The sequence below is a fragment of the Rhabdaerophilum sp. genome, assembly GCF_046092605.1.
Taxonomy (GTDB): Bacteria; Pseudomonadota; Alphaproteobacteria; order Rhizobiales; family Beijerinckiaceae; genus Rhabdaerophilum.
Window position 1 is genome coordinate 1 of sequence record NZ_JBJTDY010000177.1, and the last position, 26,714, is coordinate 26,714.

Annotated in this window: 27 protein-coding genes and 2 tRNA genes; 15 read left to right on the plus strand and 14 right to left on the minus strand. The window is 65.7% G+C overall.

The window, feature by feature from the left end; genetic code table 11:
- Positions 1-770, plus strand: a 770-nt coding sequence (locus ACKODO_RS13740; protein WP_408984004.1) for an MDR family oxidoreductase, incomplete at its 5' end; no start/stop codon positions are given.
- A gap of 2 nt (positions 771-772) precedes the next feature.
- On the opposite strand, the gene ACKODO_RS13745 is transcribed toward ACKODO_RS13740, so the two are convergent.
- The 5 genes from ACKODO_RS13745 to paaG form a co-directional block, all read right to left on the minus strand.
- The gene (locus ACKODO_RS13745; RefSeq protein ID WP_408984005.1) at positions 773-1,147 is read right to left on the minus strand and encodes a hypothetical protein; all 375 of its coding nucleotides are present in this window, start codon (positions 1,145-1,147) and stop codon (positions 773-775) included.
- A 119-nt stretch (positions 1,148-1,266) separates the two neighbouring features.
- Positions 1,267-1,896 carry a TetR/AcrR family transcriptional regulator gene (locus ACKODO_RS13750; protein WP_408984006.1) on the minus strand — a complete coding sequence of 210 codons (630 nt, stop codon included), beginning with the start codon at positions 1,894-1,896 and terminating at the stop codon, positions 1,267-1,269.
- Positions 1,897-1,962: 66 nt separating this feature from the next.
- The gene (gene paaK / locus ACKODO_RS13755) at positions 1,963-3,267 is read right to left on the minus strand and encodes a phenylacetate--CoA ligase PaaK (protein WP_408984007.1); all 1,305 of its coding nucleotides are present in this window, start codon (positions 3,265-3,267) and stop codon (positions 1,963-1,965) included.
- 3 nt (positions 3,268-3,270) lie between these two features.
- The gene (gene paaI / locus ACKODO_RS13760) at positions 3,271-3,720 is read right to left on the minus strand and encodes a hydroxyphenylacetyl-CoA thioesterase PaaI (protein ID WP_408984008.1); all 450 of its coding nucleotides are present in this window, start codon (positions 3,718-3,720) and stop codon (positions 3,271-3,273) included.
- Position 3,721: 1 nt separating this feature from the next.
- Positions 3,722-4,534: a 2-(1,2-epoxy-1,2-dihydrophenyl)acetyl-CoA isomerase PaaG gene (gene paaG / locus ACKODO_RS13765; RefSeq protein ID WP_408984009.1), complete on the minus strand. Its 813-nt coding sequence runs from the start codon at positions 4,532-4,534 to the stop codon at positions 3,722-3,724.
- Positions 4,535-4,801: 267 nt separating this feature from the next.
- On the opposite strand from paaG, the gene ACKODO_RS13770 reads away from it, so the two are divergent.
- From ACKODO_RS13770 to pcaF, 8 genes are all read left to right on the plus strand, one after another.
- Positions 4,802-5,965 carry an ABC transporter substrate-binding protein gene (locus ACKODO_RS13770; protein ID WP_408984010.1) on the plus strand — a complete coding sequence of 388 codons (1,164 nt, stop codon included), beginning with the start codon at positions 4,802-4,804 and terminating at the stop codon, positions 5,963-5,965.
- Between the two features lie 75 nt (positions 5,966-6,040).
- On the plus strand, positions 6,041-6,913 hold the full coding sequence (locus ACKODO_RS13775) for a branched-chain amino acid ABC transporter permease (protein ID WP_408984011.1): 873 nt from the start codon (positions 6,041-6,043) through the stop codon (positions 6,911-6,913).
- Positions 6,913-7,860: a branched-chain amino acid ABC transporter permease gene (locus ACKODO_RS13780; protein ID WP_408984012.1), complete on the plus strand. Its 948-nt coding sequence runs from the start codon at positions 6,913-6,915 to the stop codon at positions 7,858-7,860. The genes ACKODO_RS13775 and ACKODO_RS13780 overlap by 1 nt, the downstream gene beginning before the upstream one ends.
- A 2-nt stretch (positions 7,861-7,862) precedes the next feature.
- Positions 7,863-8,660, plus strand: coding sequence for an ABC transporter ATP-binding protein (locus ACKODO_RS13785; protein WP_408984029.1), 798 nt, complete (start codon positions 7,863-7,865; stop codon positions 8,658-8,660).
- Positions 8,653-9,351: an ABC transporter ATP-binding protein gene (locus ACKODO_RS13790; RefSeq protein ID WP_408984013.1), complete on the plus strand. Its 699-nt coding sequence runs from the start codon at positions 8,653-8,655 to the stop codon at positions 9,349-9,351. Before ACKODO_RS13785 ends, ACKODO_RS13790 begins: the two co-directional genes overlap by 8 nt.
- Before the next feature lie 20 nt (positions 9,352-9,371).
- The gene (paaZ, locus tag ACKODO_RS13795) at positions 9,372-11,414 is read left to right on the plus strand and encodes a phenylacetic acid degradation bifunctional protein PaaZ (protein ID WP_408984014.1); all 2,043 of its coding nucleotides are present in this window, start codon (positions 9,372-9,374) and stop codon (positions 11,412-11,414) included.
- Between the two features lie 44 nt (positions 11,415-11,458).
- A complete protein-coding gene (locus ACKODO_RS13800) occupies positions 11,459-13,537 on the plus strand; it encodes a 3-hydroxyacyl-CoA dehydrogenase NAD-binding domain-containing protein (protein ID WP_408984015.1) in 2,079 nt (692 codons plus the stop codon).
- A 48-nt stretch (positions 13,538-13,585) separates the two neighbouring features.
- On the plus strand, positions 13,586-14,788 hold the full coding sequence (gene pcaF / locus ACKODO_RS13805; RefSeq protein ID WP_408984016.1) for a 3-oxoadipyl-CoA thiolase: 1,203 nt from the start codon (positions 13,586-13,588) through the stop codon (positions 14,786-14,788).
- 88 nt (positions 14,789-14,876) lie between these two features.
- Here the strand turns inward: pcaF and paaE are convergent, their stop codons facing one another.
- The 7 genes from paaE to ACKODO_RS13840 all read right to left on the minus strand — a co-directional run bounded on the left by paaE (position 14,877) and on the right by ACKODO_RS13840 (position 20,104).
- A complete protein-coding gene (gene paaE / locus ACKODO_RS13810; RefSeq protein WP_408984017.1) occupies positions 14,877-15,953 on the minus strand; it encodes a 1,2-phenylacetyl-CoA epoxidase subunit PaaE in 1,077 nt (358 codons plus the stop codon).
- 9 nt (positions 15,954-15,962) lie between these two features.
- A complete protein-coding gene (paaD, locus tag ACKODO_RS13815; RefSeq protein ID WP_408984018.1) occupies positions 15,963-16,514 on the minus strand; it encodes a 1,2-phenylacetyl-CoA epoxidase subunit PaaD in 552 nt (183 codons plus the stop codon).
- A gap of 3 nt (positions 16,515-16,517) precedes the next feature.
- The gene (gene paaC, locus ACKODO_RS13820) at positions 16,518-17,270 is read right to left on the minus strand and encodes a 1,2-phenylacetyl-CoA epoxidase subunit PaaC (RefSeq protein WP_408984019.1); all 753 of its coding nucleotides are present in this window, start codon (positions 17,268-17,270) and stop codon (positions 16,518-16,520) included.
- Positions 17,270-17,557, minus strand: coding sequence for a 1,2-phenylacetyl-CoA epoxidase subunit PaaB (paaB, locus tag ACKODO_RS13825; RefSeq protein ID WP_408984020.1), 288 nt, complete (start codon positions 17,555-17,557; stop codon positions 17,270-17,272). Before paaB ends, paaC begins: the two co-directional genes overlap by 1 nt.
- Before the next feature lie 5 nt (positions 17,558-17,562).
- A complete protein-coding gene (gene paaA, locus ACKODO_RS13830) occupies positions 17,563-18,558 on the minus strand; it encodes a 1,2-phenylacetyl-CoA epoxidase subunit PaaA (protein WP_408984021.1) in 996 nt (331 codons plus the stop codon).
- 115 nt (positions 18,559-18,673) lie between these two features.
- Complete coding sequence (locus ACKODO_RS13835; protein ID WP_408984022.1) at positions 18,674-19,444, minus strand: PaaX family transcriptional regulator C-terminal domain-containing protein; 771 nt, start codon at positions 19,442-19,444, stop codon at positions 18,674-18,676.
- A 3-nt stretch (positions 19,445-19,447) separates the two neighbouring features.
- The gene (locus ACKODO_RS13840) at positions 19,448-20,104 is read right to left on the minus strand and encodes a glutathione S-transferase family protein (RefSeq protein ID WP_408984023.1); all 657 of its coding nucleotides are present in this window, start codon (positions 20,102-20,104) and stop codon (positions 19,448-19,450) included.
- Positions 20,105-20,409: 305 nt separating this feature from the next.
- On the opposite strand from ACKODO_RS13840, the gene modA reads away from it, so the two are divergent.
- The 4 genes from modA to ACKODO_RS13860 are packed head-to-tail and all read left to right on the plus strand — an operon-like array spanning position 20,410 to position 22,991.
- Complete coding sequence (modA, locus tag ACKODO_RS13845; RefSeq protein ID WP_408984024.1) at positions 20,410-21,204, plus strand: molybdate ABC transporter substrate-binding protein; 795 nt, start codon at positions 20,410-20,412, stop codon at positions 21,202-21,204.
- Positions 21,205-21,210: 6 nt separating this feature from the next.
- Entirely contained in the window at positions 21,211-21,903 is a 693-nt protein-coding gene (gene modB, locus ACKODO_RS13850) for a molybdate ABC transporter permease subunit (RefSeq protein WP_408984025.1), read from the plus strand.
- Between the two features lie 3 nt (positions 21,904-21,906).
- Positions 21,907-22,593: a molybdenum ABC transporter ATP-binding protein gene (gene modC, locus ACKODO_RS13855; RefSeq protein WP_408984026.1), complete on the plus strand. Its 687-nt coding sequence runs from the start codon at positions 21,907-21,909 to the stop codon at positions 22,591-22,593.
- Positions 22,590-22,991 carry a winged helix-turn-helix domain-containing protein gene (locus ACKODO_RS13860; RefSeq protein ID WP_408984027.1) on the plus strand — a complete coding sequence of 134 codons (402 nt, stop codon included), beginning with the start codon at positions 22,590-22,592 and terminating at the stop codon, positions 22,989-22,991. Before modC ends, ACKODO_RS13860 begins: the two co-directional genes overlap by 4 nt.
- Positions 22,992-23,006: 15 nt before the next feature.
- On the opposite strand, the gene ACKODO_RS13865 is transcribed toward ACKODO_RS13860, so the two are convergent.
- Positions 23,007-23,091 (minus strand) — tRNA-Tyr (locus ACKODO_RS13865).
- A gap of 242 nt (positions 23,092-23,333) precedes the next feature.
- Here ACKODO_RS13865 and ACKODO_RS13870 point away from each other — a divergent pair.
- A complete protein-coding gene (locus ACKODO_RS13870; RefSeq protein WP_408984030.1) occupies positions 23,334-24,122 on the plus strand; it encodes a TrmH family RNA methyltransferase in 789 nt (262 codons plus the stop codon).
- Between the two features lie 85 nt (positions 24,123-24,207).
- On the opposite strand, the gene ACKODO_RS13875 is transcribed toward ACKODO_RS13870, so the two are convergent.
- A complete protein-coding gene (locus ACKODO_RS13875; RefSeq protein WP_408984028.1) occupies positions 24,208-25,926 on the minus strand; it encodes an MFS transporter in 1,719 nt (572 codons plus the stop codon).
- 495 nt (positions 25,927-26,421) lie between these two features.
- Between ACKODO_RS13875 and ACKODO_RS13880 the strand changes: the two genes are divergently transcribed.
- A tRNA-Thr gene (locus ACKODO_RS13880) sits at positions 26,422-26,496 on the plus strand.
- Positions 26,497-26,714 lie beyond the last annotated feature (218 nt).

Here is a 26,714-nt window from a genome sequence, read left to right on the forward strand (position 1 = left end):
AGGCCTCCGATGATGCCCGCTACAAGCCCGGCGACAAGGTGGTACTCACGGGCTGGCGCGTCGGCGAGACCTGGTGGGGCGGTTACGCCGAAAAGGCGCGTGTGAAGGCGGATTGGCTCGTGCCGCTTCCCGCCGGCCTCACCACGCGGCAGGCCATGGCGGTCGGCACAGCCGGCTTCACCGCCATGCTCGCGGTGATGGCGCTCGAGGCGCATGGCCTCGCGCCCGCGAAGGGGGAAGTGCTGGTGACGGGTGCCGCGGGCGGCGTCGGCTCGGTCGCGACCGCGATTCTCGCGAAGCGCGGCTATGCGGTCGCGGCGGTGACGGGCCGTCCCGAGCAGGAAGATTACCTCAAGGGCCTCGGCGCGAGCCGCATCGTGCCTCGCGCCGAACTCGCGGATGCCCCCACGCGCCCGCTCGACAGGGAGACCTGGGCCGGCTGCGTCGACAATGTCGGCGGCACGATGCTGGCGCGCGTTCTGAGCCAGATGAAGTATAATGGTTCGGTTGCGGCCGTGGGCCTTGCCGGTGGCGCGAACCTGCCGACGACGGTCATCCCCTTCCTGCTGCGCGGGGTGAACCTGCTGGGCATCGACAGCGTGATGAAACCCTATGCCGACCGCATCATCGCCTGGAAGCGCATCGCGGAGGAACTGCCGCTCGACAAGCTGGAAGCCATGATCGTGCCGGCGAAGCTCCATGACCTGCCCGAACTCGGCAAGGCGATTCTCGCCGGGCAGACACGGGGACGCGTGGTGGTGGAGATCTGATCTCAGGCCAGCCGGCCGACGCTCAGCGCAAGATCAAGCCCCAGTTCGACGCTGGCCACGATGGCCGCGACATAGGCGAAGCGCAGGAGATAATCCTTCCGTGCTCGCGCGATCAGCGGCGCGGCGACCTCGACCGGCGGCCGGCTCTCTTTCGGGAGCATGATCCAGACCTCGGTCCGTTTCACCGGCACATGGTCGGCGCGCGCCGCCATGATCAGCAGGATGAAGCACATCAGCAACGTGGCAAAGCCGCCGGACCGTAAGAAGAGCGAGAGATTGCTGGCGGAACCGACCATCACGGTAGCGATCGCCAGCGCCCCGAAACCACAGCCCCGCGCGATGGAAAGCTGCGCATAACGCCGGATCGTCGTCTCCATGGCGAATCCCTTCGGCGAATCCCTTCGGCGAACCCCTTCGGCGAACCCCTCCGCGCGACCAACCGAACACGATGCCGCAGGCTCCGGTTTCTGGCAACGCGGCCAGGCATCGCGGAAGATCACCTTTTCGCGAGGGATGCGCGCGGCACCAGATCCGCCACCAAGGTCGAAGCAGCCGCCTCGATGCTGCGCATGACCATCTCGGCAAAAGCGGCATGGCTGACCGGTCCGTTCTCGCGGAACCACATGAATTTCCAGTTCATCATGCCGAAGAGGTTCATGGTCAGCGGGGTGAGAAGCTCGCGCCGCGCCGCGAGAATCGGCTCCAGCCCGGCCAGCGCGGCGGAGAACTGCCGCACCAGCACGCGCTCGCGCTCCACAAGCTCGGCCTTCATCTTGGGCGGCAGGCGCTTCAGGTCCGAGATCTGGATCTGGTGCTCCTCATCCGCATGGCGATATTCCTCGAGCAGCGCGTGGATCATCGCCGCCAGCCGCTCGCGCGGCGCCAGCGTCTTCGGCACCGCTTCGATGGCCGCCACGAGATCATCGAGATGAGCGCGGATGATATCGAACAGGAGCTGATCCTTGCTCGCGTAGTAATGGTAGAGCAGCGCCTTCGAGACCCCGCAAGCCAGCGCGATCTCGGCCATGGAGGCCCGATCGAAACCGTGGCTCGCAAAGAGCTTTGCGGCGGCCTTGAGGATGGCGCTGCGCTTGTCTTCATGATCGGCGGCGATAGGGCGTGCCATGGGTTCGGTTCTGTCCTCTCGACGCGAATTCCTGATGCGGGACGGTTCCCGGTTCGCCTGGATCCGCTACACCTTGGGCCGCTTGTCGATGATGCGCTTCGCCTTGCCCTGGGAACGCTCGATTCCGTCGGGCGGCAGCACATTCACCCAGGCGGTGATGCCGATCCTGTCCTTGATCCGCTTGGCCAGCAGCTTTGCTGCGGAATTGGCTTCGTCGGAATGGTCGATGCGGGCCTCCACCTTCACCTCCATCTCGTCCATGCGGCCCTCGCGCGTCAGCACGATCTGGTAATGGGCGGAGAGCGCGGGGAGCGCCAGAAGCATCTCCTCGATCTGCGTGGGGAACACATTCACGCCGCGCACGATCATCATGTCGTCAGAGCGGCCCGTGATCTTCTCCATCCGCCGCATGGAGCGCGCGGTGCCTGGCAGCAGCCGCGTGAGATCGCGCGTGCGGTAGCGGATGATCGGCATCGCTTCCTTGGTCAGCGCGGTGAAGACCAGCTCCCCCTGCTCGCCATAGGGCAGCACCGCCCCGGTCTCCGGATCAATGATCTCGGGGTAGAAATGATCTTCCCAGATGTGGAGGCCGTCCTTCGTTTCCACGCATTCATTGGCAACCCCCGGCCCGATCACCTCCGAAAGGCCGTAGATATCCACGGCATGCATGTCGAAGGCCGCCTCGATTTCCTGCCGCATCGCATTCGTCCACGGCTCCGCGCCGAAGACGCCGACCTCAAGGGATGATGCGCGCGGATCGAGGCCCACCTTCCGGAATTCATCGAGGATCGCCAGCATGTAGCTCGGCGTCACCATGATCACATCCGGCCGGAAATCGGTGATGAGCTGCACCTGCCGCTCGGTCATGCCGCCGGAAATGGGGATCACCGTGCAGCCGAGCTTCTCCGCGCCGTAATGCGCGCCGAGGCCGCCGGTGAAAAGCCCGTAGCCATAGGCGACATGCACTGTCATTCCGGGCCTGACACCCGAGGCGCGCAGGGAGCGCGCCACAACATCGGCCCAGGTCTGGATATCGTTGGCGGTATAGCCCACCACGGTCGGCCTGCCGGTGGTGCCGGAGGAGGCATGGATGCGGCTCACCTTCTCGCGCGGCACGGCGAACATGCCGAAGGGGTAGTTATCCCTCAGGTCCGCCTTGGTCGTGAAGGGGAATTTCGCGAGATCCGCCAGAGTTTTGCAATCATCGGGGTGAACGCCCGCCGCATCAAAACTGGCCCGATAGGCCGGCACGTTCTCATAAGCATGGCGCAGTGACCATTGCAGGCGCTTCAGTTGCAGCGCCGAGAGTTGATCTCGCGAGGCATGCTCGATCGGCTCGGTCAGCGGCTTGTAGGTGGAAATCGAAAACATGGTTCAGCCCTCCAACACCGCGCCGGGGAAGAATTCTCCCTTCACCATGCGCGAATGCCCCCGGAAGATCGCGATCTTCACATCTTCCTGGTTGAAAATGTCGATGTCGTAGATACCCGAGCGTCCCGTGCGGCTTGCCTCGCGGGCGACGGCGCGCAGCTTGTCACCGAGCCGCCCCGGCGCAAGGAAGGTGATGGAGCAATGCTGCGCCACCGTCCGATGGTTGCGGCTGTTGCAGGCGAAGGCGAAGGCCGAATCCGCGAGCGTGAAGATGTAGCCGCCGTGGCAGGTGCCGTGGCCATTCACCATCGCCTCGCTGATCGTCATGGTGATCTCCGCCTGGCCGGGCGCCACGGCGGTGATCGCCATGCCAAGGCCGGCGGAAGCCTTGTCCTCGTCCCACATCGCCTTCGCGCAGGCCCGGGCCAGTTCGTCGGCTGTCATTTTCGTCATGTCATTGCCCCCGGAAGGCCGCTTCGCGCTTTTCCATGAAGGCCCGCACGCCCTCCGCATAATCCGCCGACCGGCCAAGCCGGCGCTGGGCATCGCGCTCACCATCGAGCTGCTGGTCGAAGGAGTGCGTGAAGGCCTGCTGCAACAGCTGTTTCGTTTCGGCCAGCCCGCGGGTCGGCGCCTTCGCCAATGCCGCGCCCAGCGCGATGGCCTCGCTCATCAGCGTGTCATCGTTCACGGCGCGATAGATCATGCCGATGCGCTCGGCTTCCTCGGCCGGAACAGGAATCGCGAGCATCGTCAGCGCCTTGGCCCGGGCTTCCCCCACGAGGCGCGGGAGCATCCAGGTGCCGCCCGAATCGGGGATGAGCCCGATCTTCGAGAAGGCCTGCACGAACCTGGCGCTTCTCCCCGCGAGCACGAGATCGCAGGCCAGCGCGAGATTGGCGCCCGCGCCCGCCGCCACGCCATTCACCGCCGCGATCACCGGCTTCGGCATCGCGCGGATCGCGCGGATCAGCGGGTTGTAGAATTCCTCGAGCGTTTCGCCGAGATCGGGCGCGGTGCCGCCCTCGGGGCGAACGCGATCCGACAGGTCCTGCCCCGCGCAGAAGCCACGCCCCGCGCCGGTGAGGATGATCGCGCGACAAGTTTCGCTGGCCGCCGCGGCATCCACCGCCGCCTTCAGCGCGCGGTGCTGCGCCTCGTTGAACGAATTCAGCTTGTCCGGACGGTTGAGCGTGATGACGGTGAGCGATCCCCGATGCTCCACCAGAACCGGTGACGGCTGGGCCGTTCTGTCTTCCAGAGCCATGATCCCCTCCCCTCGAACGGTGCCGTCGCGTTCGGGCTTCGCGTTTCCCGCCGGCCGCTTCCTGATGGGTTTCGACCGCAACGATTTCGCGGCGTTCCCTCTTGACTAACTGACCGGTCGGATAATTAAATGAAGAAGACAGCGACAATGTCAACGGGCTCCTCAAACGGAACCCGCATGAAACGAGAAACGGCGCCGCACAGTACCGGCGCCTCCAGGGAAACGCCGGATCGACCGCCAGAGCGCGGCGCATGGGAGGGAGGAAGCATGAGCAGTTCCATCGGGTTTTCACGGCGCGCGGCGCTTCTGGCGAGCGCCTTCACCTTGGGCGCGAGCCTGACGCCGGCTTTGGCGCAGGGCGAGATCAAGCTCGGCGCGGTTCTCTCGGTAACCGGTCCCGCCTCGTTCCTGGGCGACCCGGAAAAGCGCACGCTCGAAATGGTCGTCGAGGATGTGAACGCGAAGGGCGGCATTCTCGGCCGCAAGGTTCGCCTCATCGTCTATGATGACGCGGGCGACGCCAATGCCGCGCGCACCTTCGCGACGCGCCTGCTCGAAGAAGACAAGGTGACCGCGATGATTGGCGGCTCCACCACCGGCACCACCATGGCGATGATCCCCGCCTTCGAGGATGCGCAGGTGCCCTTCATCAGCCTCGCCGGCGCGGTGCAGATCATCCAGCCGGTGAAGAAATGGGTCTTCAAGACCCCGCACACCGACACCATGGCCTGCGAGAAGATCTTCGAGGACATGAAGAAGCGCGGCACCACCAGGATCGGCATGATCTCGGGCACCGACGGCTTCGGCAAATCCATGCGCGATGAATGCGTGAAGGTCGCGGGCAAATACGGCATCGAGATCCTCCACGAGGAGAATTACGGCCCGCGCGACACCGACATGACCCCGCAGCTCACCAACATCAAGAACAAGGCGGGCGTTCAGGCCGTCATCAATCCGGGCTTCGGCCAGGGCCCGGCGATCGTCACGCGCAACTTCAGGCAGCTCGGCATCACCGTGCCGCTCTACCAGAGCCATGGCGTGGCCTCGAAGCAGTTCATCGAGCTCGCCGGCCCGGCGGCCGAAGGCGTGCGCCTGCCGGCGGCCGCGCTTCTGGTGGCCGACAAGCTGCCCGACAACGACCCGCAGAAGAAGGTCGTGATGGAATATTCCACCAACTACGCCAAGCGCACGGGCCAGCCGGTCTCGACCTTCGGTGGCCATGCCTATGACGGTTTCATGATCTGGAAGGAGGCCGTGGAGCGCGCCAAGACCGACAACCCGGCCAAGGTGCGCGACGAGATCGAGAAGACGAAGGGTTATATCGGCACCGGCGGCATCGTGAACATGAGCCCGACCGATCATATGGGCCTCGATCTCTCGGCCTTCCGCATGCTGGAAATCAGGAACGGCGACTGGACCCTCGTTCCCTGAGCCCGAACCGGCGAGGCGGCCCGCGCCGCCTCGCCTCCCCTCCCCGCTGAAGCCCGAGCACGGAGCATCCCGCGAATGCCCGAACTCCTGCAATTTGCCTTTTCGGGCCTGACGGTCGGCGCTGTCTATGCGCTGGTCGCGCTCGGCTTCACGCTGATCTACAACGCTTCGGACGTCGTGAACTTCGCGCAAGGCGAGTTCGTGATGCTCGGCGGCATGGCGACCGTTTTCCTGCATCTCGCGGGCGTTCCGCTGCCGCTCGCCGCCGCGCTGGCCATCCTCATCACGGTCGGCGTGGGCCTTGCGCTCTATGCCTTCGCGATCGACCCGGCACGGGGTTCGAGCGCGGTGACGATCATCATCATCACCATCGGGGCCTCGATCTTCCTGCGCGGTGTGGCGCAGGTGATCTTCGACAAGCGCTTCCATGCCCTGCCCCATTGGTTCGGCTCCGAACCGATTCGTCTCGGCGGCGCGGCCATCCTGCCGCAGAGCCTCGTGGTGCTCTTCGGCGCGGGGCTCATCGTGGCGCTGATCTTCCTCGTCATCGACCGCACGCTTCTCGGTCGCGCGATCCTGGCGACCGCCGCCAACCGCCTCGCCGCCCGCCTCGTGGGCATTCCCGTGCGCAAGATCGTGGCGCTCTCCTTCGCGCTGTCGGCCGCGATTGGCGCGGTCGCCGGGATTCTCGTCACGCCGATCACGCTGACGAGCTACGATGTCGGCACTCTTCTGGCGCTCAAGGGCTTCGCGGCTGCGATGCTCGGCGGCATGGGCAGCGCCGTGGGCGCGGTGGTGGGCGGCCTGCTGCTCGGCCTCGCCGAGAGCTTCGGCGCAGGGCTGATCTCCTCGAAATACAAGGATGCCATCGCCTTCCTGATCATTCTCGGGGTGCTTTTCGTGCGTCCGCAGGGCCTTCTGGGCAAGAAAAGCGTGGAGCGCGTGTGATGGCGCGGCTTGTTTCTTCCCGCTGGGCGATCGTGCTCGGCCTCGGCCTCATCCTGGCGATCCTGCCCCTCCTGTTCCCGTCCAACTACTATTTCCGCGTCGCGGCCATCGTGAACATCTTCGCACTGGCCGCCGTGGGTTTGAACCTGCTGATGGGCTATGCCGGGCAGGTGAGCCTGGGCCATGCCGGCTTCATGGGGCTGGGCGCCTATTCCGTGGCGATCGGCGCGACACATTTCGGCCTGCACGGCCTCGCGGCGGCGGGAATCGGCGCGGTGCTGTCGGCCGTGGTGGCCTTCCTCGTGGGTCGCCCGATCCTGCGCCTCAAGGGCCATTATCTCGCAGTCGCGACCCTCGGCTTCGGCCTGCTCATCGCGATGGCGCTCACCAACGAGGCGAGCTGGACCGGCGGGCCGGATGGCATGGGCGTGCCGCGCCTCGAGGTGTTCGGCACGCGCCTGCGCGGGCCCGATACCTGGTATTACATCTCCGCCGGCGTGCTGCTGATCGGCGTCATCCTGGCGCTGAACCTCATCGAAAGCCCCACGGGCCGCGCCATGCGCGCGATCCATGACAGCGAGATCGCGAGCCGTGTCGCCGGCATCGATGTCGCGAGTTACAAGCTGAAGATCTTCGTGCTCTCGGCGGTCTATGCCTCGGTGGCGGGCTCCCTGCTGGCCTTCCTGAACGGCCACATCACACCCGACGGCACCGCCGGCTTCCTGCGATCCGTCGAACTCGTGACCATGGTGGTGCTGGGGGGGCTGGGCTCGGTCATCGGCGCGATCACCGGCGCGGCGGTGCTGGTCATCCTTCCGCAGGCGCTGACGATCTTCCATGATTACGAGCACCTCATGCTCGGCCTGATGATCATGGTGAGCATGATCCTCCTGCCGCGCGGCATCATCCCCAGCCTGCTCGCGCGCATGCGGGGAGGGAAATCATGAGCGTGCCCCTGCTTGAAACCGAAAATCTCTCCATCGCCTTCGGCGGCGTGAAGGCGGTCGATGGCGTGTCGCTGAAGGTGCAGCCGCGCCGCATCCATTCCATCATCGGGCCGAACGGCGCGGGAAAGACGACGCTCTTCAACCTGATTTCCGGCCTCTACCAGCCTTCCTCGGGCCGTGTGCGCCTTGCGGGCGAGGATGTGACCGGCCTGCCGCCCGATGCGCTGGCGCGGCGCGGCCTCTCGCGCTCGTTCCAGAACCTGCAGATCTTCTTCCGCATGAGCGCGCTCGACAATGTGATGGTCGGGCGTCACCAGCACGAGAAGACGAGCCTTCTGAGCCATGTCTTCGCCTTGCCCTCGGTGCGTCGCGAGAATGCCCGCTCCCGCGAGATCGCCATGGCGCTGCTCGCGCGCGTGGGCCTTGCGGATGTCGCGGAGAAGGAAGCGGGCTCCCTCTCCTATGGCGCGCTGAAGCGGCTGGAAATCGCCCGCGCGCTCGCGACCGAGCCGCGCATCCTCCTGCTGGATGAGCCCGCCGCCGGGTGCAACGCCATCGAGACCCAGGAGATCGACCGCGTCATCCAGTCGGTCGCGCAATCCGGCATCGCGGTGCTGCTGGTCGAACACGACAGGCGCCTGGTGATGCGCATCTCGGACGAGATCCACGTGCTCGAACGCGGCCGCACGCTGGTTGCCGGCACGCCGGCCGAGGTGCGCGACGACAGCCGCGTCATCGCGGCCTATCTCGGAACCTTCGGCAGTCAGGAAGCAAATCGTCCGGAGGCGAACCGTGCTTGAAATCCGCCAGCTCCGCTCGGCCTATGGCCGGATCGAGGTGCTGCACGGCCTCGATCTCGACGTGCAACGGAACGAAATCGTCTGCCTCATCGGCGGCAATGGCGCGGGGAAGACGACGCTCCTGCGCGCGATTTCCGGCGTGCAGCCGGTCACCTCTGGCAGCATCACCTTCGAGGGGCAGGATATCACGGGCTTCCCGGCGGAGAAACGCGTGGCCCTGGGCATCGCGCAGGTGCCGGAGGGGCGGCAGATCTTCGGCGGCCTCACGGTGGAGGATAACCTCAATCTCGGCGGCTGGCTGCATGACGGCGGCACGCAGAAGGAGCGCGACGACATCTACGCGCTCTTCCCCATCCTGCACGAGAAGCGCGCCTTGCAGGCCGGTGGCCTTTCCGGCGGCCAGCAGCAGATGCTCGCCATCGGCCGCGCGCTGATGAGCCGCCCGCGCCTGCTGCTGCTCGACGAGCCGAGCATGGGCCTGGCACCCGTGCTGGTGGAGCAGGTCTTCGGCGTGATCGAGAGCCTCCAGCAGCGCGGCATCACCATCCTGCTTGTGGAGCAGAACGCGGCGGCGGCACTGGCCAAATCGAACCGCGGTTTCGTGATCGAGACCGGCCACATCACCCATTCCGGCGCCTCGGCCGATCTCATCGGCGATCCGAAGCTGCGGGAAGCCTATCTGGGCCACTGAAAACGCCTGGGAGTTGAAACATGAGCCTCATCCGCCTCCAATCCTTCGCCGAGGGCCACTGGTTAGCCGGCGACGGCGCCGGCAGCCTGCTCGTGAGCGCGATTGATGCCAGCCCCGTCGCCGAGATCACCTCCAGGGGCCTCGATTTCGCGGGGATGATGCGTTTCGCGCGAGCAAAGGGTGGCCCCGCGCTTCGCCGCCTCACCTTCCACGAGCGCGCCTCGCTGCTGAAGGCGGTCGCGCAGGCGCTCACCGCCCGGAAGGACGAACTTTACGCGCTTTCAGCGCTCACGGGTGCCACACGCGCCGATAGCTGGATCGACATCGATGGCGGCATCGGCACGCTCTTCGTCTATGCCTCGAAGGGCAAACGCGAATTGCCGAACGAGACCTTCCTGATCGATGGCGCGGTGGAAGGCCTGTCGAAGAACGGAACCTTCCTCGGCCAGCATATCTACGTGCCGCGCGAGGGCGTGGCGGTGCAGATCAACGCCTATAACTTCCCGGTCTGGGGCATGCTGGAAAAGCTCGGCCCCTCGATTCTCGCAGGCCTGCCTGTCATCGCGAAACCCGCGAGCGCCACGGCCTGGCTCGCGGAAAAGGCCGCGCGCATCATCATCGAAAGCGGTGTTCTGCCGGAAGGCGCGTTCCAGTTCATCGCGGGCTCGACCGGCGACCTCTTTGAGCATCTCACGAGCCAGGACCACGTGGCCTTCACCGGCTCGCTCGCGACCTCGACTGCGCTGCAGGCGCATCCCGTCATCCTGAAGAACGCGGTGCATTTCACCGCCGAACGCGACAGCCTGAATTGCTCCATCCTCGGGCCGGATGCCGTGCCGGGCACGCCGGAATTCGATCTCTTCATCAAGGAGGTGGCGAAGGAGATGGGCACGAAGGCCGGGCAGAAATGCACGGCGATCCGCCGCATCATCGTTCCCGCTGCCGAGGCTGATGCGGTGGCTAACGCCCTCTCGAAGCGCCTCGCGAGCCTCGCGATCGGCGATCCGCGCGCCGAGACGACCCGCATGGGGCCTCTCGCCTCGCTGGCTCAGCGCGCGGATGTGCGCGCTCAGATCGCCCGCCTGCAAGAGGAATGCGATATCCTTTTCGGCACCCCCGACAGGCTCGACCTGCCCGGCCTCGATACCGAGAAGGGCGCGTTCCTCTCGCCGGTGCTGCTCGCGGCACGCGATTCCCGCGCCGCCGAACGCCCGCATGACACCGAAGCCTTCGGCCCCGTGGCAACGCTCCTGACCTATCGCGATCTCGACGACGCCATCGGCCTCGCGCGCAAGGGCGACGGCTCGCTCGCGGGCTCGCTGGTGACGGCGGATGCGCAGATCGCCCGTGAGGTGGTGTTTGGCGCGGGCGCCTTCCACGGCCGGCTGCTGCTGCTCGACGCCGAATGCGCGGCGGAATCGACCGGCCACGGCTCGCCCATGCCGCATCTCGTGCATGGCGGCCCCGGCCGTGCCGGAGGCGGCGAGGAACTCGGCGGCATGCGCGCCGTGCATCACCAGATGCAACGCGTGGCCTTGCAGGGATCGCCCGCCTTCCTCACGGCGATCACGAAAAGTTACGTGAAGGGCACGCCCGAGCCGGCGGCACCCGCGCACCCCTTCCGCATACCCTTCGAGGATCTCGTGCCCGGCCAGAGCTTCCACTCGCCCGAGCGCGTGATCAGCCTCGGCGATATTGAACATTTCGCGCATTTTACCGGAGACACCTTCTATGCCCACATGGATGAGGAGGCCGTGAAGGGCCATCCGTTCTTCCCCGGCCGCGTGGCGCATGGCTATCTGCTGCTCTCCTTCGCGGCGGGCCTGTTCGTGGAGCCCGAGCGCGGTCCGGTTCTGGCGAATTACGGGCTTGACAACCTGCGATTCCTGAAGCCCGTTTCTCCCGGGGAAACCATCAGGGTTCGGCTCACGGTGAAGTCGAAATCACCGCGCAACACGGATTATGGTGAAGTGCGCTGGGATGTCGAGATCCGGACCGGTGCAGGGGATACGGCCGCGACCTACGAGCTTCTCACCATGAACGCCTATCGTGAGGCGTCATGAGTGGAGAGGTCTCGGCCGCAGGCGATGCGGACGAAGGAGAGACGATGCCTGAAGTTCTGCGGGTATGGCGGGACGGCGAGGTGGCGGTCCTCGAGATCGACAACCCGCCCGTCAACGCGACCTCGCAAGCGGTGCGCCGTGCCCTGTTCGATGCCGTGCAACGGGCGCAATCCGAGCCGGAGACGCTTGCGATCCTGATCTGCGGCGCGGGCCGCACCTTCACAGCGGGCGGCGACATCACCGAATTCGGCAAGCCCCCGCGCGAGCCGCACCTGCCCGATCTCATCAACCGCATCGAGGAGAGCGCAAAGCCCATCGTCGTCGCCTGGCATGGCACCGCGCTTGGCGGCGGCTGCGAAATCGGCCTTGGCGCGCACAAGCGCATCATCGCGAAGGATGGCTTCGTGGGCCTGCCCGAGGTGAAGCTCGGCCTCCTGCCGGGCGCAGGCGGCACGCAGCGCCTTCCCAGGCTCATCGGGCCGGTTGCGGCACTCGATCTCATCGCGACAGGCCGGATGATCGGTGCGGAGGAAGCGCTTCGCCTTGGCCTCGTCGATGCTATCGCCTGGAAGGACCTGCGCGCCGAGGCGATCGAACTCGCGCGCGGGCTCATCGGCCAGATGCAGCCGCGCCTGTCGCTGCGCGCCACCCCCGCCGCCGAGCCCGAAGCCTGGCAGGCGATGGTGGCGAAAGTGAACCGCGAGGCCCGCGGCCGCATCGCCCCGCAACGGGCGATCGAACTCGTCTCGCAGAGCCTGACGCTGCCCTTCTCCTTGGGCCAGCCCAACGAGCGCCGCGCCTTCTTCGAGCTCATGAATTCCGAGCAATCACGCGGGCTTCGTCACCTCTTCCTCGCCGAGCGCGAGGCCGGGAAGCGCCCGGAACTTGCGAACGTGATACCGCGCGATCTGCACCAGATCGGCATTATCGGCGCGGGCACGATGGGCTCTGGCATCGCGGTTGCCTTCCTCGATGCCGGCTTCAAGGTGATGCTGGTCGAGGCGGATGACACGGCGCTTCAGGCCGGCCTTGAGCGCGTGAACGGACTTTACCTGCGCGCCATCCGCTCGGGGCGCATCGACGAGGATACCCGCCTCAACCGCCTCTCGAACCTCGTGCCGACGACCGAGATGAGCCGCCTCGCGGCCTGTGAACTCGTGATCGAGGCGATCTTCGAGGAACTGGGGGTGAAGCTCGAACTGATGAAGAAGCTCGCGACCCTCCTGCCCGCCTCCACGCTGATTGCCACGAATACGTCCTATCTTGATCTCGAGCCGATGGCGGATGCCCTGCCGTCGCCCGAGCGATTTCTCGGCCTGCATTTCTTCTCGCCCGCGCATGTGATGAAGCTGCTCGAAATCGTGCGCGCGCGCCGCACGGGCCTCCAAGCCCTGTCCACCGCTCTGGCCATCGGGCGGAAGCTCAAGAAAATCGCGGTGATTTCCGGTGTTTGCGAGGGTTTCATCGGCAATCGCATCCTCGCGAAATTCCGCGCGCAATGCGAGTTCATGCTGGAGGAAGGCGCGCTGCCGCGCGAAATTGACGCCGCGATGGAAGCCTTCGGCCTCGCCATGGGGCCTTTCGCGGTTCAGGATCTCGCGGGCCTCGACATCGCCTGGGCGCGCAGGAAGCGCCTCGCCGCCACACGCGACCCGGCCGATCGCGACGTGCCGCTGGTGGATCGCCTGTGTGAACAGGGCCGCTTCGGGCAGAAATCCGGCAAGGGTTGGTACGCTTACGAAAATGGCCGCCGCGTCCCCGATCCTGCCGTTGAGGCAATGGTGCGCGCGCATGCTGCCTCCACCGGGCGTCCTCAGCGTTCCTTCAGCGCGCAGGAAATCCAGACCCGCGTCGTCACCGCGATGGTGAATGAAGGCGCGAAAATTCTGGGCGAAGGCATCGCCGCGCGGCCCGCGGATATCGATCTCGTGCTCGTCCATGGCTACGGCTTTCCGAACTGGCGTGGCGGGCCCATGCACCATGCCGATGCGCTCGGCCTGAAGCAGATGCTTGCCGTGGCGAAGGATACGGAGGCGCGCGATGGCCGCGGCTTCCAGGTCGCGCCGCTCCTCGCGGAACTGGTGTCGAGCCAGCGCAACTTTTCCACGCTCAATGGCGCATAGTTCTCGCCTATGGGCGCCCCGAGAACCCTGATGCAAGGACACGGAATCATGCCCGAAGCCTATCTCGTCGATGGCACCCGCACCCCCATCGGCCGCTATGCCGGAGCGCTCGCGAGCGTACGCGCCGATGACATGGCTGCCCATGTCATCCGCGCGCTGATGGCGCGTTTTCCAGCGGAAATGGTGGCGGCGGTGGATGAAATCATCCTCGGTTCGGCCAACCAGGCGGGCGAAGACAACCGCAATGTCGCGCGGATGGCCGGGCTTCTCGCCGGTTTGCCCGTGGAAGTACCGGGCACGACCGTCAACCGCCTCTGCGGTTCGGGGCTTGATGCGGTGGGCATCGCCGCGCGCGCGATCAAGGCGGGCGAGGCCGATCTGATGATCGCGGGCGGCGTCGAGAGCATGACGCGCGCGCCCCTCGTGATGGGTAAGGCGCAGGAGGCCTTCCAGCGCTCGGCGGAGGTGTTCGACACCACCATTGGCTGGCGCTTCGTGAACCCCCTCATGAAGGCGCAATACGGCATCGATTCCATGCCGGAAACAGCGGAAAACGTGGCCGAGGAGTTCAAGGTCTCCCGCGAGGATCAGGACAGCTTCGCGCTTCGGTCGCAGGCGCGCGCCTCCCGCGCGCAGAAGAATGGCCGCCTCGCCCGCGAGATCACGCCCGTCACCATTCCCCAGAAAAAGGGCGATCCGGTGGTGGTGGATCGCGACGAGCATCCGCGCGAGACGACGCTTGAAAAGCTGGCCGCGCTCGCGACCCCCTTCCGCAAGGGTGGGACGGTCACCGCCGGCAATGCCTCGGGCGTGAATGACGGTGCTGCCGCCCTGCTGATCGCCAGCGAGGCCGCCGTGAAGCGCTTCGGCCTCACCCCGCTCGCCCGCGTCACCGGGCTGGCGACGGCGGGCGTGGCCCCTCGCATCATGGGCATCGGCCCGGCGCCGGCGACGCAGAAGCTCTGCGCACGCCTCGGGATCAAGCCCTCTGCTTTCGATGTGATCGAACTCAACGAGGCCTTCGCCGCGCAGGGCCTCGCATCCCTGCGCCTCCTCGGGCTGCCGGACAGCGCGGATCACATCAACCCGAATGGTGGCGCGATTGCGCTCGGCCATCCGCTGGGCATGTCCGGCGCGCGGCTCGCGCTCACAGCGGCGATCGAGTTGAAGGATCGCAGCGGTAAGCGCGCCTGCGCCACCATGTGCATCGGCGTGGGCCAAGGCATCGCGCTGGCGCTGGAGAGCGCGTGAATCAGGAACCGAAGAACCGGAAATGGAATGCGAGGGACCGAAATCGATCTCTCGTCACTCTGCCGCAAGCTTCTGAATTGATTGTATTTCAAACCTGATCGTAATCCACGGCGAGTGCGGCTCCCGTGGGCCGGCACTGGCAGGTCAGCACATAGCCGGCCTCGACCTCCCAGGGCTCGAGGCTGAAGTTCAGGTCCATGCTGGCGGAGCCCTCCGTCACTTTGGCGCGGCAGGTGCAGCACATCCCGCCCCGGCAGGAATAGGGCACATCGAGGCCCGCGCGCTCTGCCGCTTCCAGCACGGTCTCGCCCTCGTTCAGCATCAGACTATGGCTCTGGCCGTCATGCGTGATGGTGAGGGACACGCCGTTATCGGCCTCGGCCACCACCTTGCGAGCGCCCGAGCGCGGCGGGGCAGCACCGGTCGAGAACAACTCGACATGGATGCGCGAAGGCACCGTGCCCATCTCTTCCAGCACGGAGCGGGCGGCCCTGGTCATCTCTTCGGGACCACAGAGATAGATGTCGTTCATGGCGCTCACGCCCCCCAGCGTGCGCACCAGCAGCGCGATCTTCTCCGGCGTCAACCTGCCATTGAGCAGGTCGATATCCTGCGCCTCACGGCTGAGAATGTGACATACTGTGAGCCTTCCGAGATGGCGATCTTTCAGGTCCTCCAGCATCTCGCGGAAGAGAGTCGAACCGGAATTTCGATTGCCATAGAAGAGCGTGAGCCTGGCATCCGGGTCGCGCGCGAGGCGCGTGCGGATGATCGAGAGGATGGGCGTGATGCCCGATCCGCAGGCGAAGAACACGGAATGCCCGCCTCCGGCTTGCCGCGTCGTGGAGCCGAAGCGACCCATCGGGGTCATCACGTCGAGCGCTGCCCCGGGCTGCAGCGCGCGATTGGCGAAGGTGGAGAAGGCGCCGCCCGCGACTTCCTTCACCGCCACGCGCAATTCGCCGTCATCCTCGCCCGCGCAGATCGAATAGGAGCGGCGGATCTCCTCGCCGTCAATCTGTGTGCGCAAGGTGAGATACTGGCCCTGCTCGAAGGCGAAGGCCTGCTGCAATTCGCTAGGCACCTCGAAGGCGATGGAGACGGCATCCGGCGTCTCGCGGCGGATGTCACGGATCGTCAGCGTGTGAAAGCGGGGGGCGGACATCGGCGCACCTCAAATGCACTTGAAGTAATCGAAGGGTTCGCGGCAGGCGCGGCAGCGCCAAAGCGCCTTGCAGGCGGTGGAGCCGAATTCGGAGACGCGCTCGGTTTCGGCCGAACCGCAATGCGGGCACGGGATTTCATCCACCCCGAAGAGCGCGCCCCGGCCTTTCGCGCGCCCAACCGGCGGCGCGATGCCATAGGCGCGAAGCTTCTCCTTGCCCGCTTCGCTCATCCAGTCCGTCGTCCAGGCGGGCGAGAGCGAGAGCGTGACCTTGCGGCTCGCGAAACCCGCCTTTTCGAGCGCGAGATCGACCTGCAGGGCAATCAGATCCATCGCGGGGCAGCCGGAATAGGTGGGCGTGATGACGACCTCCACCACTTCCCCCGCGAAGCGCACATCGCGCAGAACGCCGAGATCCTCAATGGTCAGCACCGGCACTTCCGGGTCCACCACGTTTCCCGCAGCTTCGCGCGCGCGCGTCAGGCGCTCATGGAGACGCTCATGGAGACGCTCATGGAGGCGTTCATCGACCGGCTCGCGCAGATGGATGATCTCGGCCATGATTCACCAGGTCGAGCCGGGATAGGCGCGCTGCATGAACTGCAGATCAGCCAGAAGATGCCCGAGATGCTCGGAATGCTCGCCGCGCCGGCCACCCGTCTGCATCCAGCCATCCTTCGGGCGGTTCAGCAGGGCATCAGCGAAAACGCGATCCACCGTGTCGAGCCAGAGCGGGCGAATGCCCGCAGGATCGACCGCCACGCCCGCCTCGATCAGCGCGCGCTCGGTCTCGTCCACCTCGAACATCTCGCCCGTGAAGGGCCAGAGATCAGCGAGCGCTTCCTGAAGCCGCGCGGCGCTCTCCTCGGTGCCGTCTCCAAGCCGGATCACCCACTCGGCGGAATGGCGAAGGTGATAGGCCATCTCCTTCACGGCCTTGGCCGCAATCGCAGCCAGGCGCTCATCCATCGAGGTGCCGAGGCGCTCGAAATAGGGGTGCATGAAAGCAGCGTAGAGGAACTGCCGGAGGATGGTGAAGGCGAAGTCGCCACGCGGACGCTCGACCAGCAGGATGTTCCGGAATTCATCGCAATCCCGAAGGTAGGCGAGGTCATCTTCCGAACGGCCCCTCCCCTCGATCTCGCCAGCATAGGTGTAGAAATTGCGCGCCTGCCCGATGCAGTCGAGCGCCATATTCGCGAGCGCCAGGTCTTCCTCGAGCATCGGCCCGTGGCCGCACCATTCGCCGAGGCGATGGCCCAGGATCAGCGCGTTATCGGCGAGCCGCAGGGTATAGGTCAGAAGCGGCGTTTCCATCACATATGCCCCACTTCGTCCGGCACCTCGTAAAAGGTGGGGTGGCGGTAGATCTTCGAGGCCGTGGGCTCGAAGAGCGCGTCCTTGTCGGAAGGGTCAGACGCGGTGATCGCGCCGGACGGCACCACCCAGATCGAAAGCCCCTCGCCCCGGCGCGTATAGACATCGCGGGCGGCCTGCAGCGCCATCTCGGCATCCGGCGCGTGCAGCGAACCGGCATGGCGATGGCTGAGCCCCGTGCGGGAGCGGATGAAAACTTCCCAGAGCGGCATGTTCTTCTCGGTCATGGTGGTTACTCCGCTGCGATTCTGGCGGCTGCCTTGCGGGCCGCGCGTTTTTCGGCGTGGCGAAGCGCCGCCTCGCGCACCCAGGCGCCTTCCTCATGCGCCTTGATGCGGGCCTTGATGCGCTCGCGATTGCAGGGCCCCTCGCCCTTCACGACGCGGTTGAATTCGGACCAATCGATCTCGCCATGCTCCCAATGGCCGGTCGCCTCGTTGAACCGGAGGTCCGGGTCCGGGAAGGTCAGGCCAAGGAAATGCCCTTGCGGCACGGTGGCATCGATGAATTTCTGGCGCAAAGCATCGTTCGAGAAGCGCTTGATCTTCCACTTCATGTTCTGGTCGGAATGCTGGGAAGCCGCATCCGAAGGGCCGAACATCATGATCGCTGGCCACCACCAGCGGTTCAGGCTGTCCTGCGCCATCTTCTTCTGCGCCGGCGTGCCGCGCGCCAGCGTCATCACGATCTCGTAGCCCTGCCGCTGGTGGAAGCTCTCTTCCTTGCAGATGCGGATCATGGCGCGGGCGTAGGGCCCGAACGAGGTCCGGCACAATGGAATCTGGTTCATGATGGCCGCGCCATCCACCAGCCAGCCGATCATGCCCATATCGGCCCAGGAGGGTGTAGGATAATTGAAAATGCTGGAATATTTCGCGCGCCCCGCATGAAGGGCGTCCACCAGTTCCTCGCGGGAGACGCCCAGCGTTTCGGCGGCGGAATAGAGGTAGAGGCCGTGGCCGCCCTCATCCTGCACCTTGGCGAGAAGCGCGGCCTTGCGCTTGAGGGAAGGCGCGCGGGTAATCCAGTTGCCCTCCGGCAGCATGCCCACGATTTCCGAATGCGCATGCTGGGAGATCTGCCGCTGAAGCGTCTTCCGGTAGCCCTCGGGCATCCAGTCATTCGGCTCGATCTTCTCCTCGGCATCGATCCGCGCCTGGAAGGCCGCGAGCTTCGCGGGATCGTCCTTGGAGACTTCCGTGACTGTGTTGAGCGCCTGCGCATACATCGCGGCCATCCTCCCCTGAAGCTGTTTTGGAGAATATGTTACAGATTTTTCAAAAGTCAACAATTCTCGTTACAAATATCGCCTGCGGGCCATTGGTGCCTCGCAATCGAGCCCTTCAGCCCTCAACATGCTGCAAGGCAACATCGAAAGCGAGACGCGCCGGGCTTCCCGGCCAATCCTTCGGCAGCACCGCCTCGGGCAGGAACGGATCGCGCAGGACGATGCGGCGAAACTCGTGCACCAGCATCAGCCGGGCGAGGCGCGCTTCGGCAGACGTGAAGTTTCCGGCCTGCACCGCCTGGGCATGGGCGATCAACGCGCGATAGCCGCTCGCGAGGTGCTCCAGCGGCCAGAGTTCGCGGGCGCGCAACGCCAAAGCCGCGTTGGCGTGAAGCGAGAGCGCGAGACATCCGCCGATTTCCGGCGCGGCTCTGCCCGACCATGCGGGCCGGATCATCAGGTTGGAAGCGAGCGGCACGAAACCCAGGGTAGCGAGTTCGGCGCGCAGGGTCGCGCGACGGCCTGTATCCTCGATGACCAGCAGATCGAGATCGCCCGTGGGGCGCGGCAGCAGGCGCCCGAAGATGAGATCGCCCGCCGCCTCGAAATCCTTCAGCGCCCGCGCCGAGAGGCGATAGAGCGCGGCTTTTCCGTCGCGCTCGCGCAGCAAAGTGCCATCATTCACGAGGCGAGAAAGCGCCGTGCGCACGAGGCCGGGCTCGATCTCCAGAGCCGCCAGCCATTCCTGCAGATCGGAGAGGCGCAAGGCCTCGCCCGCCGGCAGCACGAGCGCGCCAAAGACCGAGACGATCAGCGAGCCGGTGCGCGGCGGCACACGCCCGTGATGCGCGGCGATGAGCGCCGAGAGCGCCGCGGGCCGGGCCATGCCTCAGGCCGGCTCCGCATTGCGCTTGTCCATCATTGCCTTGAAGGCCGGTCGCGCCTGGCAGGCCGCGAGCCATGCCTTCACATGCGGGGCCGCCTCGAACAATTCCGGGGCCGGGCTTGCATAGCGGATGACCTCCGCAACGTTGATATCCGCGACCGTGAAGCGCCCGCCGACGAGGTGGCCATTCGCGGCCAGCGCATCATTCAGCACCTGGAAGGGCTGGCGCAGGGCCACCACGGCGGCATCCGCCAGCTCCGGCTTGCGCTCGTCGCCCTGCTTCATCAGGCGATGATAGAGAATCTGGATCGCATGCGGCTCGGCCTCGGTCGCAGACCAAAGGGTCCACATCGCGACCTCCCCCTCTTCCGCGAGATTGGCCGGGGCGAGCGGACCGCCGAACTTCTTGGCGAGATAGAGGTTGATCGCCAGCGATTCGTGCAGAACGAGATCGCCATCCTTCATCGAGGGGATATGCCCGTTGGGGTTCACCGCCAGAAAGGATGGCGAGCGGGTATTCACCGGCGCATCCGGAGCTTCCGGGTTCGCAAGGCGATAGGCCTGGATGACAGGCACCTGCTCGTAAGGCTGGCCGAGTTCGTTCATCAGCCAGATGTTGCGGGAAGCGCGGCTGCGCGTGACGCCGTAAAGGGTAACCATGAGCGGGAAGTGCCTTTCTCGCGGGTGGGCCGGGCGCATAATCTTCCCGAGAAACGCGGCGCTGACCAATCAAATTCGCTGATGCCATCATTCGCCCCTGGCGGTTGAGCCGCCCTTGCCCCACGTCAAGTTTCAACCCCTCTGCGCCCGGCTGCGCCTCGCCGGCCTTGTTGCGGGACGGGGGGCAGTTTTTCCTCGGCCAAAGCACCGACCGCCGCGGCGGGGAGGCCCGGCGGCAGCTTCGCGCTGGACGGGCACCGCTCCGCTATATATCGTTGGATATCACGCTTGTCCCGGGAGGTCCCGTGTCCACCCGTCGCTCAGTCTTGGCCCTGGCACTGGCCGCCAGCACCGGCTTTGCCCTGCCCGCCGCCGCGCGATCCTCCGGGCCTGTGGTCTTCGCGGCGGCGAGCCTGAAAACCGCTCTCGACGAGATCGCAACGCTCTGGATGCGGGAAACCGGCCTTCCCGCCCCGCGCCTCTCCCATGCCGGCAGCAATGCGCTCGCCCGGCAGATCGAGCAGGGCGCACCGGCTGATCTCTTTCTTTCGGCCGATCTCGACTGGATGGATGCGCTAGCGGCGAAGAGCCTCCTGCGGCCCGAGACGCGCTCGAACCTGCTGGCGAACCGGCTGGCGCTGGTGGCACCGGTGGAGTCGAAAGCGACGATCACGCTCCAGCCGGGCGCCGATCTCGCGGCCCTGCTTGCGGATGGGCGCCTTGCGACAGCCAATGTGGACAGCGTTCCGGCCGGAAAATACGCAAAGACCGCCTTCGAGAAGCTCGGCCTCTGGGCCGGCCTGAAGGACCGGCTTGCGCAGGCCGAGAATGTGCGCGCGGCGCTGCTGCTGGTGGCGCGCGGCGAGGCGCCGCTCGGCGTGACCTATGCCACCGATGCGGCCGCTGAACCGAAGGTGCGGATCATCACCCTCTTCCCGGAGGAGAGCCACCCGCCCATCGTCTACCCGATCGCGATGCTGAAGGATTCAGCGCATCCGCAGGCCCTGCGCCTCCTCGAATTCCTGAAGGGCGGCAGCGCGCGCGCCATTTTCGAGCGTCACGGCTTCACACTTCCCACCCCACCCCGGCAGGGCAGCTGATCATCCATGTTCGCCGCGCTCACGCCCGAGGAATGGGCCGCCCTGAAACTGAGCCTGAAGGTCGCGACCGTCGCGACGCTCGCAAGCCTTCCGGCCGGCGTCGCCGTGGCCTATCTGCTCGCGCGCGGACGCTTCCCAGGGCGGAGCGCGCTCGATGCCCTCGTGCATCTGCCGCTCATCCTGCCGCCGGTGGTGACGGGCTATCTCCTGCTGCTGGCCTTCGGGCGGAAAGGTCCCGTCGGCGCCTGGCTGGAGGCGCATTTCGGGCTGGTCTTCTCCTTCCGCTGGACGGGGGCTGCCCTCGCGGCGGCCGTGATGGGCTTTCCGCTGATGGTCCGGGCCATTCGCCTCTCCATCGAGGCGGTGGACCGGCGGCTTGAACAGGCGGCGGGGACTTTGGGCGCAGGGCGTATTCTCACTTTCCTGCTTGTCACTTTGCCGCTGGCCTTGCCCGGCATTCTGGCCGGGTCCGTTTTGGCCTTCGCCAAGGCGATGGGCGAATTCGGCGCGACCATCACCTTCGTCGCCAACATCCCCGGCGAAACGCAGACGCTGCCCACCGCCATCTACACCTTCACGCAGGTGCCGGGCGGCGATGCCGCCGCGATGCGCCTCGTGCTGATCTCGGTGGCGGTGTCCGTTCTGTCGCTCGTGCTGTCGGAATGGCTGGCGCGCGGGCTCCGCCGGCGGATGGATTAGCCCATGCTGGAGATCGATATCCGCCATCGCGTCGGCGCGCTCAATCTCGCGGTCAGCCTGCGGGCCGAGGGTCCCGTCACGGCCTTGTTCGGCCGCTCAGGCGCAGGGAAGACCACGCTGCTGAACCTGATCGCCGGGCTGGCGGCGCCCGATTCCGGCCGGATCGCGCTCGATGCGACCGTGCTGTTCGACCGCCGGAAGGGCATCGATGTGCCGAGCCGGCGCCGGCGCATCGGCTATGTGTTTCAGGATGCGCGGCTCTTCCCGCATCTCACGGTGAAGCAGAACCTGCTGTTCGGCCGCTGGCTTGCGCGCCTGCCGCTCAGCGACCGCGCCGTGGAACAGGTGCTGGTCTTGCTCGATCTCGCCCCGCTTCTGGCGCGGCGCCCGGCCCATCTCTCGGGCGGCGAGAAACAGCGCGTCGCGCTGGGCCGGGCGCTGCTGGCCAGCCCGCGCCTGCTGCTGATGGACGAACCGCTCGCCTCGCTCGATGCGGAACGCAAGGCCGAGATCCTCGCCCATCTCGAAGCCGTGCGTGACGAGATCGGCATTCCCATCCTCTATGTTTCGCATTCGCGCGAGGAGGTGCGGCGGCTGGCCCATGAGGTCGCGCTGATCGAGCGCGGGCAACTTGCCGCCTTTGGCCCGGCGGCGACCTTGATTCCGCGCCTGCCGGAGGGCGAGGCATGACCGACCATGCTGCTCCGGCGGGAAGGCTCTCGCTGCGCATCGATTTCCCCAATGGCGCGCGATTGGGGCCCGGCAAGGTGCGGCTTCTGGAAGAAATCGCGCGTCTCGGCTCGATTTCGGCAGCCGGTCGCAGCATGGGCATGTCCTATCGCCGGGCCTGGCTGCTGGTGGATGCGCTGAACGGCATGTTCGATGCGCCGCTGGTCGGCTCGCATCAGGGTGGCTCGGGCGGCGGCGGCGCGGCACTCACGCCCCGCGGCACGGAGGTCGTGCGGCTCTACCGGAGCATCGAGGCAAAGGCACGAACGGAGACACACGAAGCGCTCTCATGCCTCGCAGGCTATGCGAGCGACGGGGGGAAAAAGCCGGTCATTCGGGAAATTTCCCAACTGAAATAGCAGTTTACACGAAATTGGTGGGAGAAGTAGGACTCGAACCTACGAAGGCTTAGCCAGCGGATTTACAGTCCGCCCCCTTTGCCGCTCGGGACATTCTCCCACACGCGCTGGCGAACCGGCAGGTATGACCGGCATTATGGGAAAGGTTTGGGCCCATTTCAACCTGGAAAGCCGCCCGGAAACCGCATCCGGCCAAGGGTGGGAGCCAGGGTGGGAATCCGTGCGCGATTGCGGCTCGCATGGCGCGGCGAACTGCCCTATGAAACGGGCATGGCCCATGACAGCAAACGTCCCTATCACCCGCTTGACCGCCAACCGAAACCGGCCCGCGAGGGCCCGCGCATGGGCGAAAAGCCTGCCTTCAAGGACAAGTCCCGCTTCGCGCCGAAGCCGAAGGCGCCAAAGCCGCGACTGCCCGACGACATGGATGTGCTCTACGGCATGCATTCGGTGAAGGAGGCCCTCGCCAATCCGCGCCGCCGCTTCCATCGCATCGTCGCGACCGAGAATGCAGTGCAGCGCCTCACGGAAGATGGCGTGAACCTGCCCCTTGCGCCCGAACTCGTGAAGCCCGAGGCCATCGGCAGGCTGCTCACGCCGGATGCCGTGCATCAGGGCCTTTACGTGGAGGCCGAGCGCCTGCCGCTGCTGCCCTTGGGCAAGCTCCCGCGCGATCGCATCATCCTCGCGCTCGACCAGGTGACCGATCCGCATAATGTCGGCGCGATCCTGCGTTCGGCTGCCGCCTTCGATGTCGGCGGGGTGATTGTCACGCATCGCCACAGCCCGGAAATCACGGGCGTGCTCGCCAAGGCCGCCTCGGGCGCGCTGGAGCATGTGCCGTTGGCCGGGGTGCAGAATCTCGCGCGCGCGCTCACCACGCTGAAGGATGAGGGTTTCGCGGTCATCGGCCTTGATTCCGAAGCGCCGGAGAAGATGGGCGATCTTCCGCTGAAGCTGCCGATCGTGCTGGTTCTCGGGGCGGAAGGGCGCGGTCTGCGGCCCTCCACGCGCGAACTCTGCTGCCATCTCGCTCGGCTGGAGCTTCCCGGCGCGATCAAGAGCCTGAACGTGTCGAACGCGGCGGCCATCAGCCTCTATGCCGTGCAGCAGGCCATCACCCGGACCTGAAACAGGAAAGCTCCGCCCCGGCGAACCGGAGCGGAGCTCTGGGAGAGGCGATGCGGATGGGCATCCGCATCGCCGGGAGCCCGCTTTACCTGCCGTAATTGTAGGTTTCGATGTCGCGATCCTTGGTTTCCGGCACCAGCAGGATGCCGATCACAAAGGTCATCAGCGCGAAGCCGATCGGATACCACAGGCCGAAATAGATATCGCCGGTGGAGGCCACCATCGCGAAGGAGGTCGCCGGCAGGAGGCCGCCGAACCAGCCATTGCCGATATGGTAGGGCAGGCTCATGGCCGTGTAGCGGATGCGGGTGGGGAAGAACTCCACAAGGGCCGCCGCAATCGGGCCGTAAACCGCCGTCACATAGAGCACCAGGATCGTAAGGATCGCGATGATCGTTAGCGCCTGCGGGTTGCCCAGCGCCGCGAAGAAGCCCGAGACCTTCACCTTGGCCGCATCATCCGCCTTGGGGTAACCCGCCGCGATCGAGGCTGCCGTGATGTTCTTGGTGAAATCCGCGACGCCCGCACCATAGGCCACTTCCGTGCCGTTCACCGCCACCTTCAGCGGCTCGCCGGCGGCGGCTGGCGTGTAGGTGTACTTGATGGCCTGCGAGGAGAGCACGCGGCGGGCAATGTCGCAAGGCTCCGAGAACTGGCGGATACCCACCGGATCAAAGAGCGAGCCGCACTTCGAGGCATCGGCCGATACCTCGACCTTCACCGTCTCAAGCGCCCGGGCATAGGTCGGGTTCGCCGTTTCCGCCATCATCTTGAAGAGCGGAAAGTAGGTGAGCGCCGCGATCAGGCAGCCGCCGAGGATGATCGGCTTGCGGCCGATCTTGTCCGAGAGCGAGCCGAAGAGGACGAAGCCGCCCGTGCCGATGATCAGAGACCAGGCGATGAGCACGTTCGCCGTGAGCAGGTCCACCTTCAGGATCGCCTGCAGGAAGAACAGCGCATAGAACTGGCCAGTATACCACACCACGGCCTGGCCGATGACGAGGCCGGTCAACGCGATGATCACGATCTTCAGGTTGCGCCACTGACCGAAGGCTTCCGAAAGCGGAGCCTTTGATTGGGTGCCCTCTTCCTTCATCTTCTGGAAGGCCGGGCTCTCATGCATCTGCAGGCGGATCCAGACCGAGATCGCGAGCAGAAAGATCGAGCCGAGGAACGGGATGCGCCAGCCGCCTTGCAGGCCGAAGAACAGCGGGAAATCATCCGCGAAGGCCTTCTCGCCCATCCAGATGCGCAGGCCCACGATCACGAAGAGCGAGAGCAGCAGGCCGAGCGTGGCCGTCGTCTGGATCCACGAGGTGTAGAAGCCGCGCCGGCCCACAGGCGCATGTTCCGCCACATAGACCGCCGCGCCGCCATATTCGCCGCCAAGTGCCAGGCCCTGCGCCATGCGCAGCGCGATGAGGATGACAGGGGCCACCCAGCCAATCGTGTTGTAATCCGGCAGCAGACCCACGAAGAAGGTCGAAAGGCCCATGATCAGGATGGTCATCAGGAAGGTCTGCTTGCGGCCGATCAGGTCGCCGAGGCGGCCGAAGACCAGCGCGCCGAAGGGACGCACCAGAAAGCCCGCCGCGAAGGCGAGCAACGCGAAGATCGAGCGCGTGTTGACATCAAAGGCCGAGAAGAACTTCGAGCCGATCATCGCCGCGAGCGAGCCGTAGAGATAGAAATCGTACCATTCAAAAACGGTGCCGAGCGAGGAAGCGAGAATAACCTTCTTCTCTTCCCGTGTCATCGGCCTCGGGGCTGCGCGCCCCCCGGCTGCCATGCTAGCGTTGGACATGATGTCCTCCCTTGGTGGTTCGAAACCGGCCAAGCCAATGGAGGGCAGCAAATGGCCACATGCTTCCTGCCGCTGCCACGGATGCTTTCCGCGAGAACGTTGGGTCGTCAGGGACATTGCAGGACCGCCGCGAACGGCGCCCCTCCCTTTTCCTGGTCTTGGTGCGTTGCGACAGAACCGGCCGGGCAATCATGCCGGGATGGGTTCTGCATGGTGCAGCGTTACGCCTCGACAACCGGTAACCCTAGCTGACAGATGGGCTTAGCCCGATGGATTTAGGCGGAAGGTCTTAGAAGCGGTGCACAAGATGTTCTGGCGGATTGCGCATGCCACGCAAATCGGAGATAGAGCGCACAATACTCGTGCAGCGCATCGACCCTGCAGCGTTTCTGCACTCGGAGGGACTGAAGGTTGGAAGATGGATCGGATCATGCGCCCAGGTGGTGCCTGCCCCGATCAAATATCGAATTGGCACCGAGTTCCCGGTGTCCGAGGGCCGGGTTAGCACAGCGGTAGTGCAGCGGTTTTGTAAACCGAAGGTCGGGGGTTCGATCCCCTCACCCGGCACCATCCATTCTCATGCAAACCGACTATTTTCAGCTTGTGGCGGAGAAAGCTGGCGATTTCCGGGGCTTAGGCACACGCCCCTCGTGTAGAGAGAGCCGAAAACAGCGAATTTCAGACGCCTAGCAGTGCTGAATTCAGGGCATTTCTCAGCCCTCATGCGGGCATTTTCCAAGTGCGGTCGGCACGCGCGTCGGAGAGCGGTTCGAATTTCCGCAGAGATT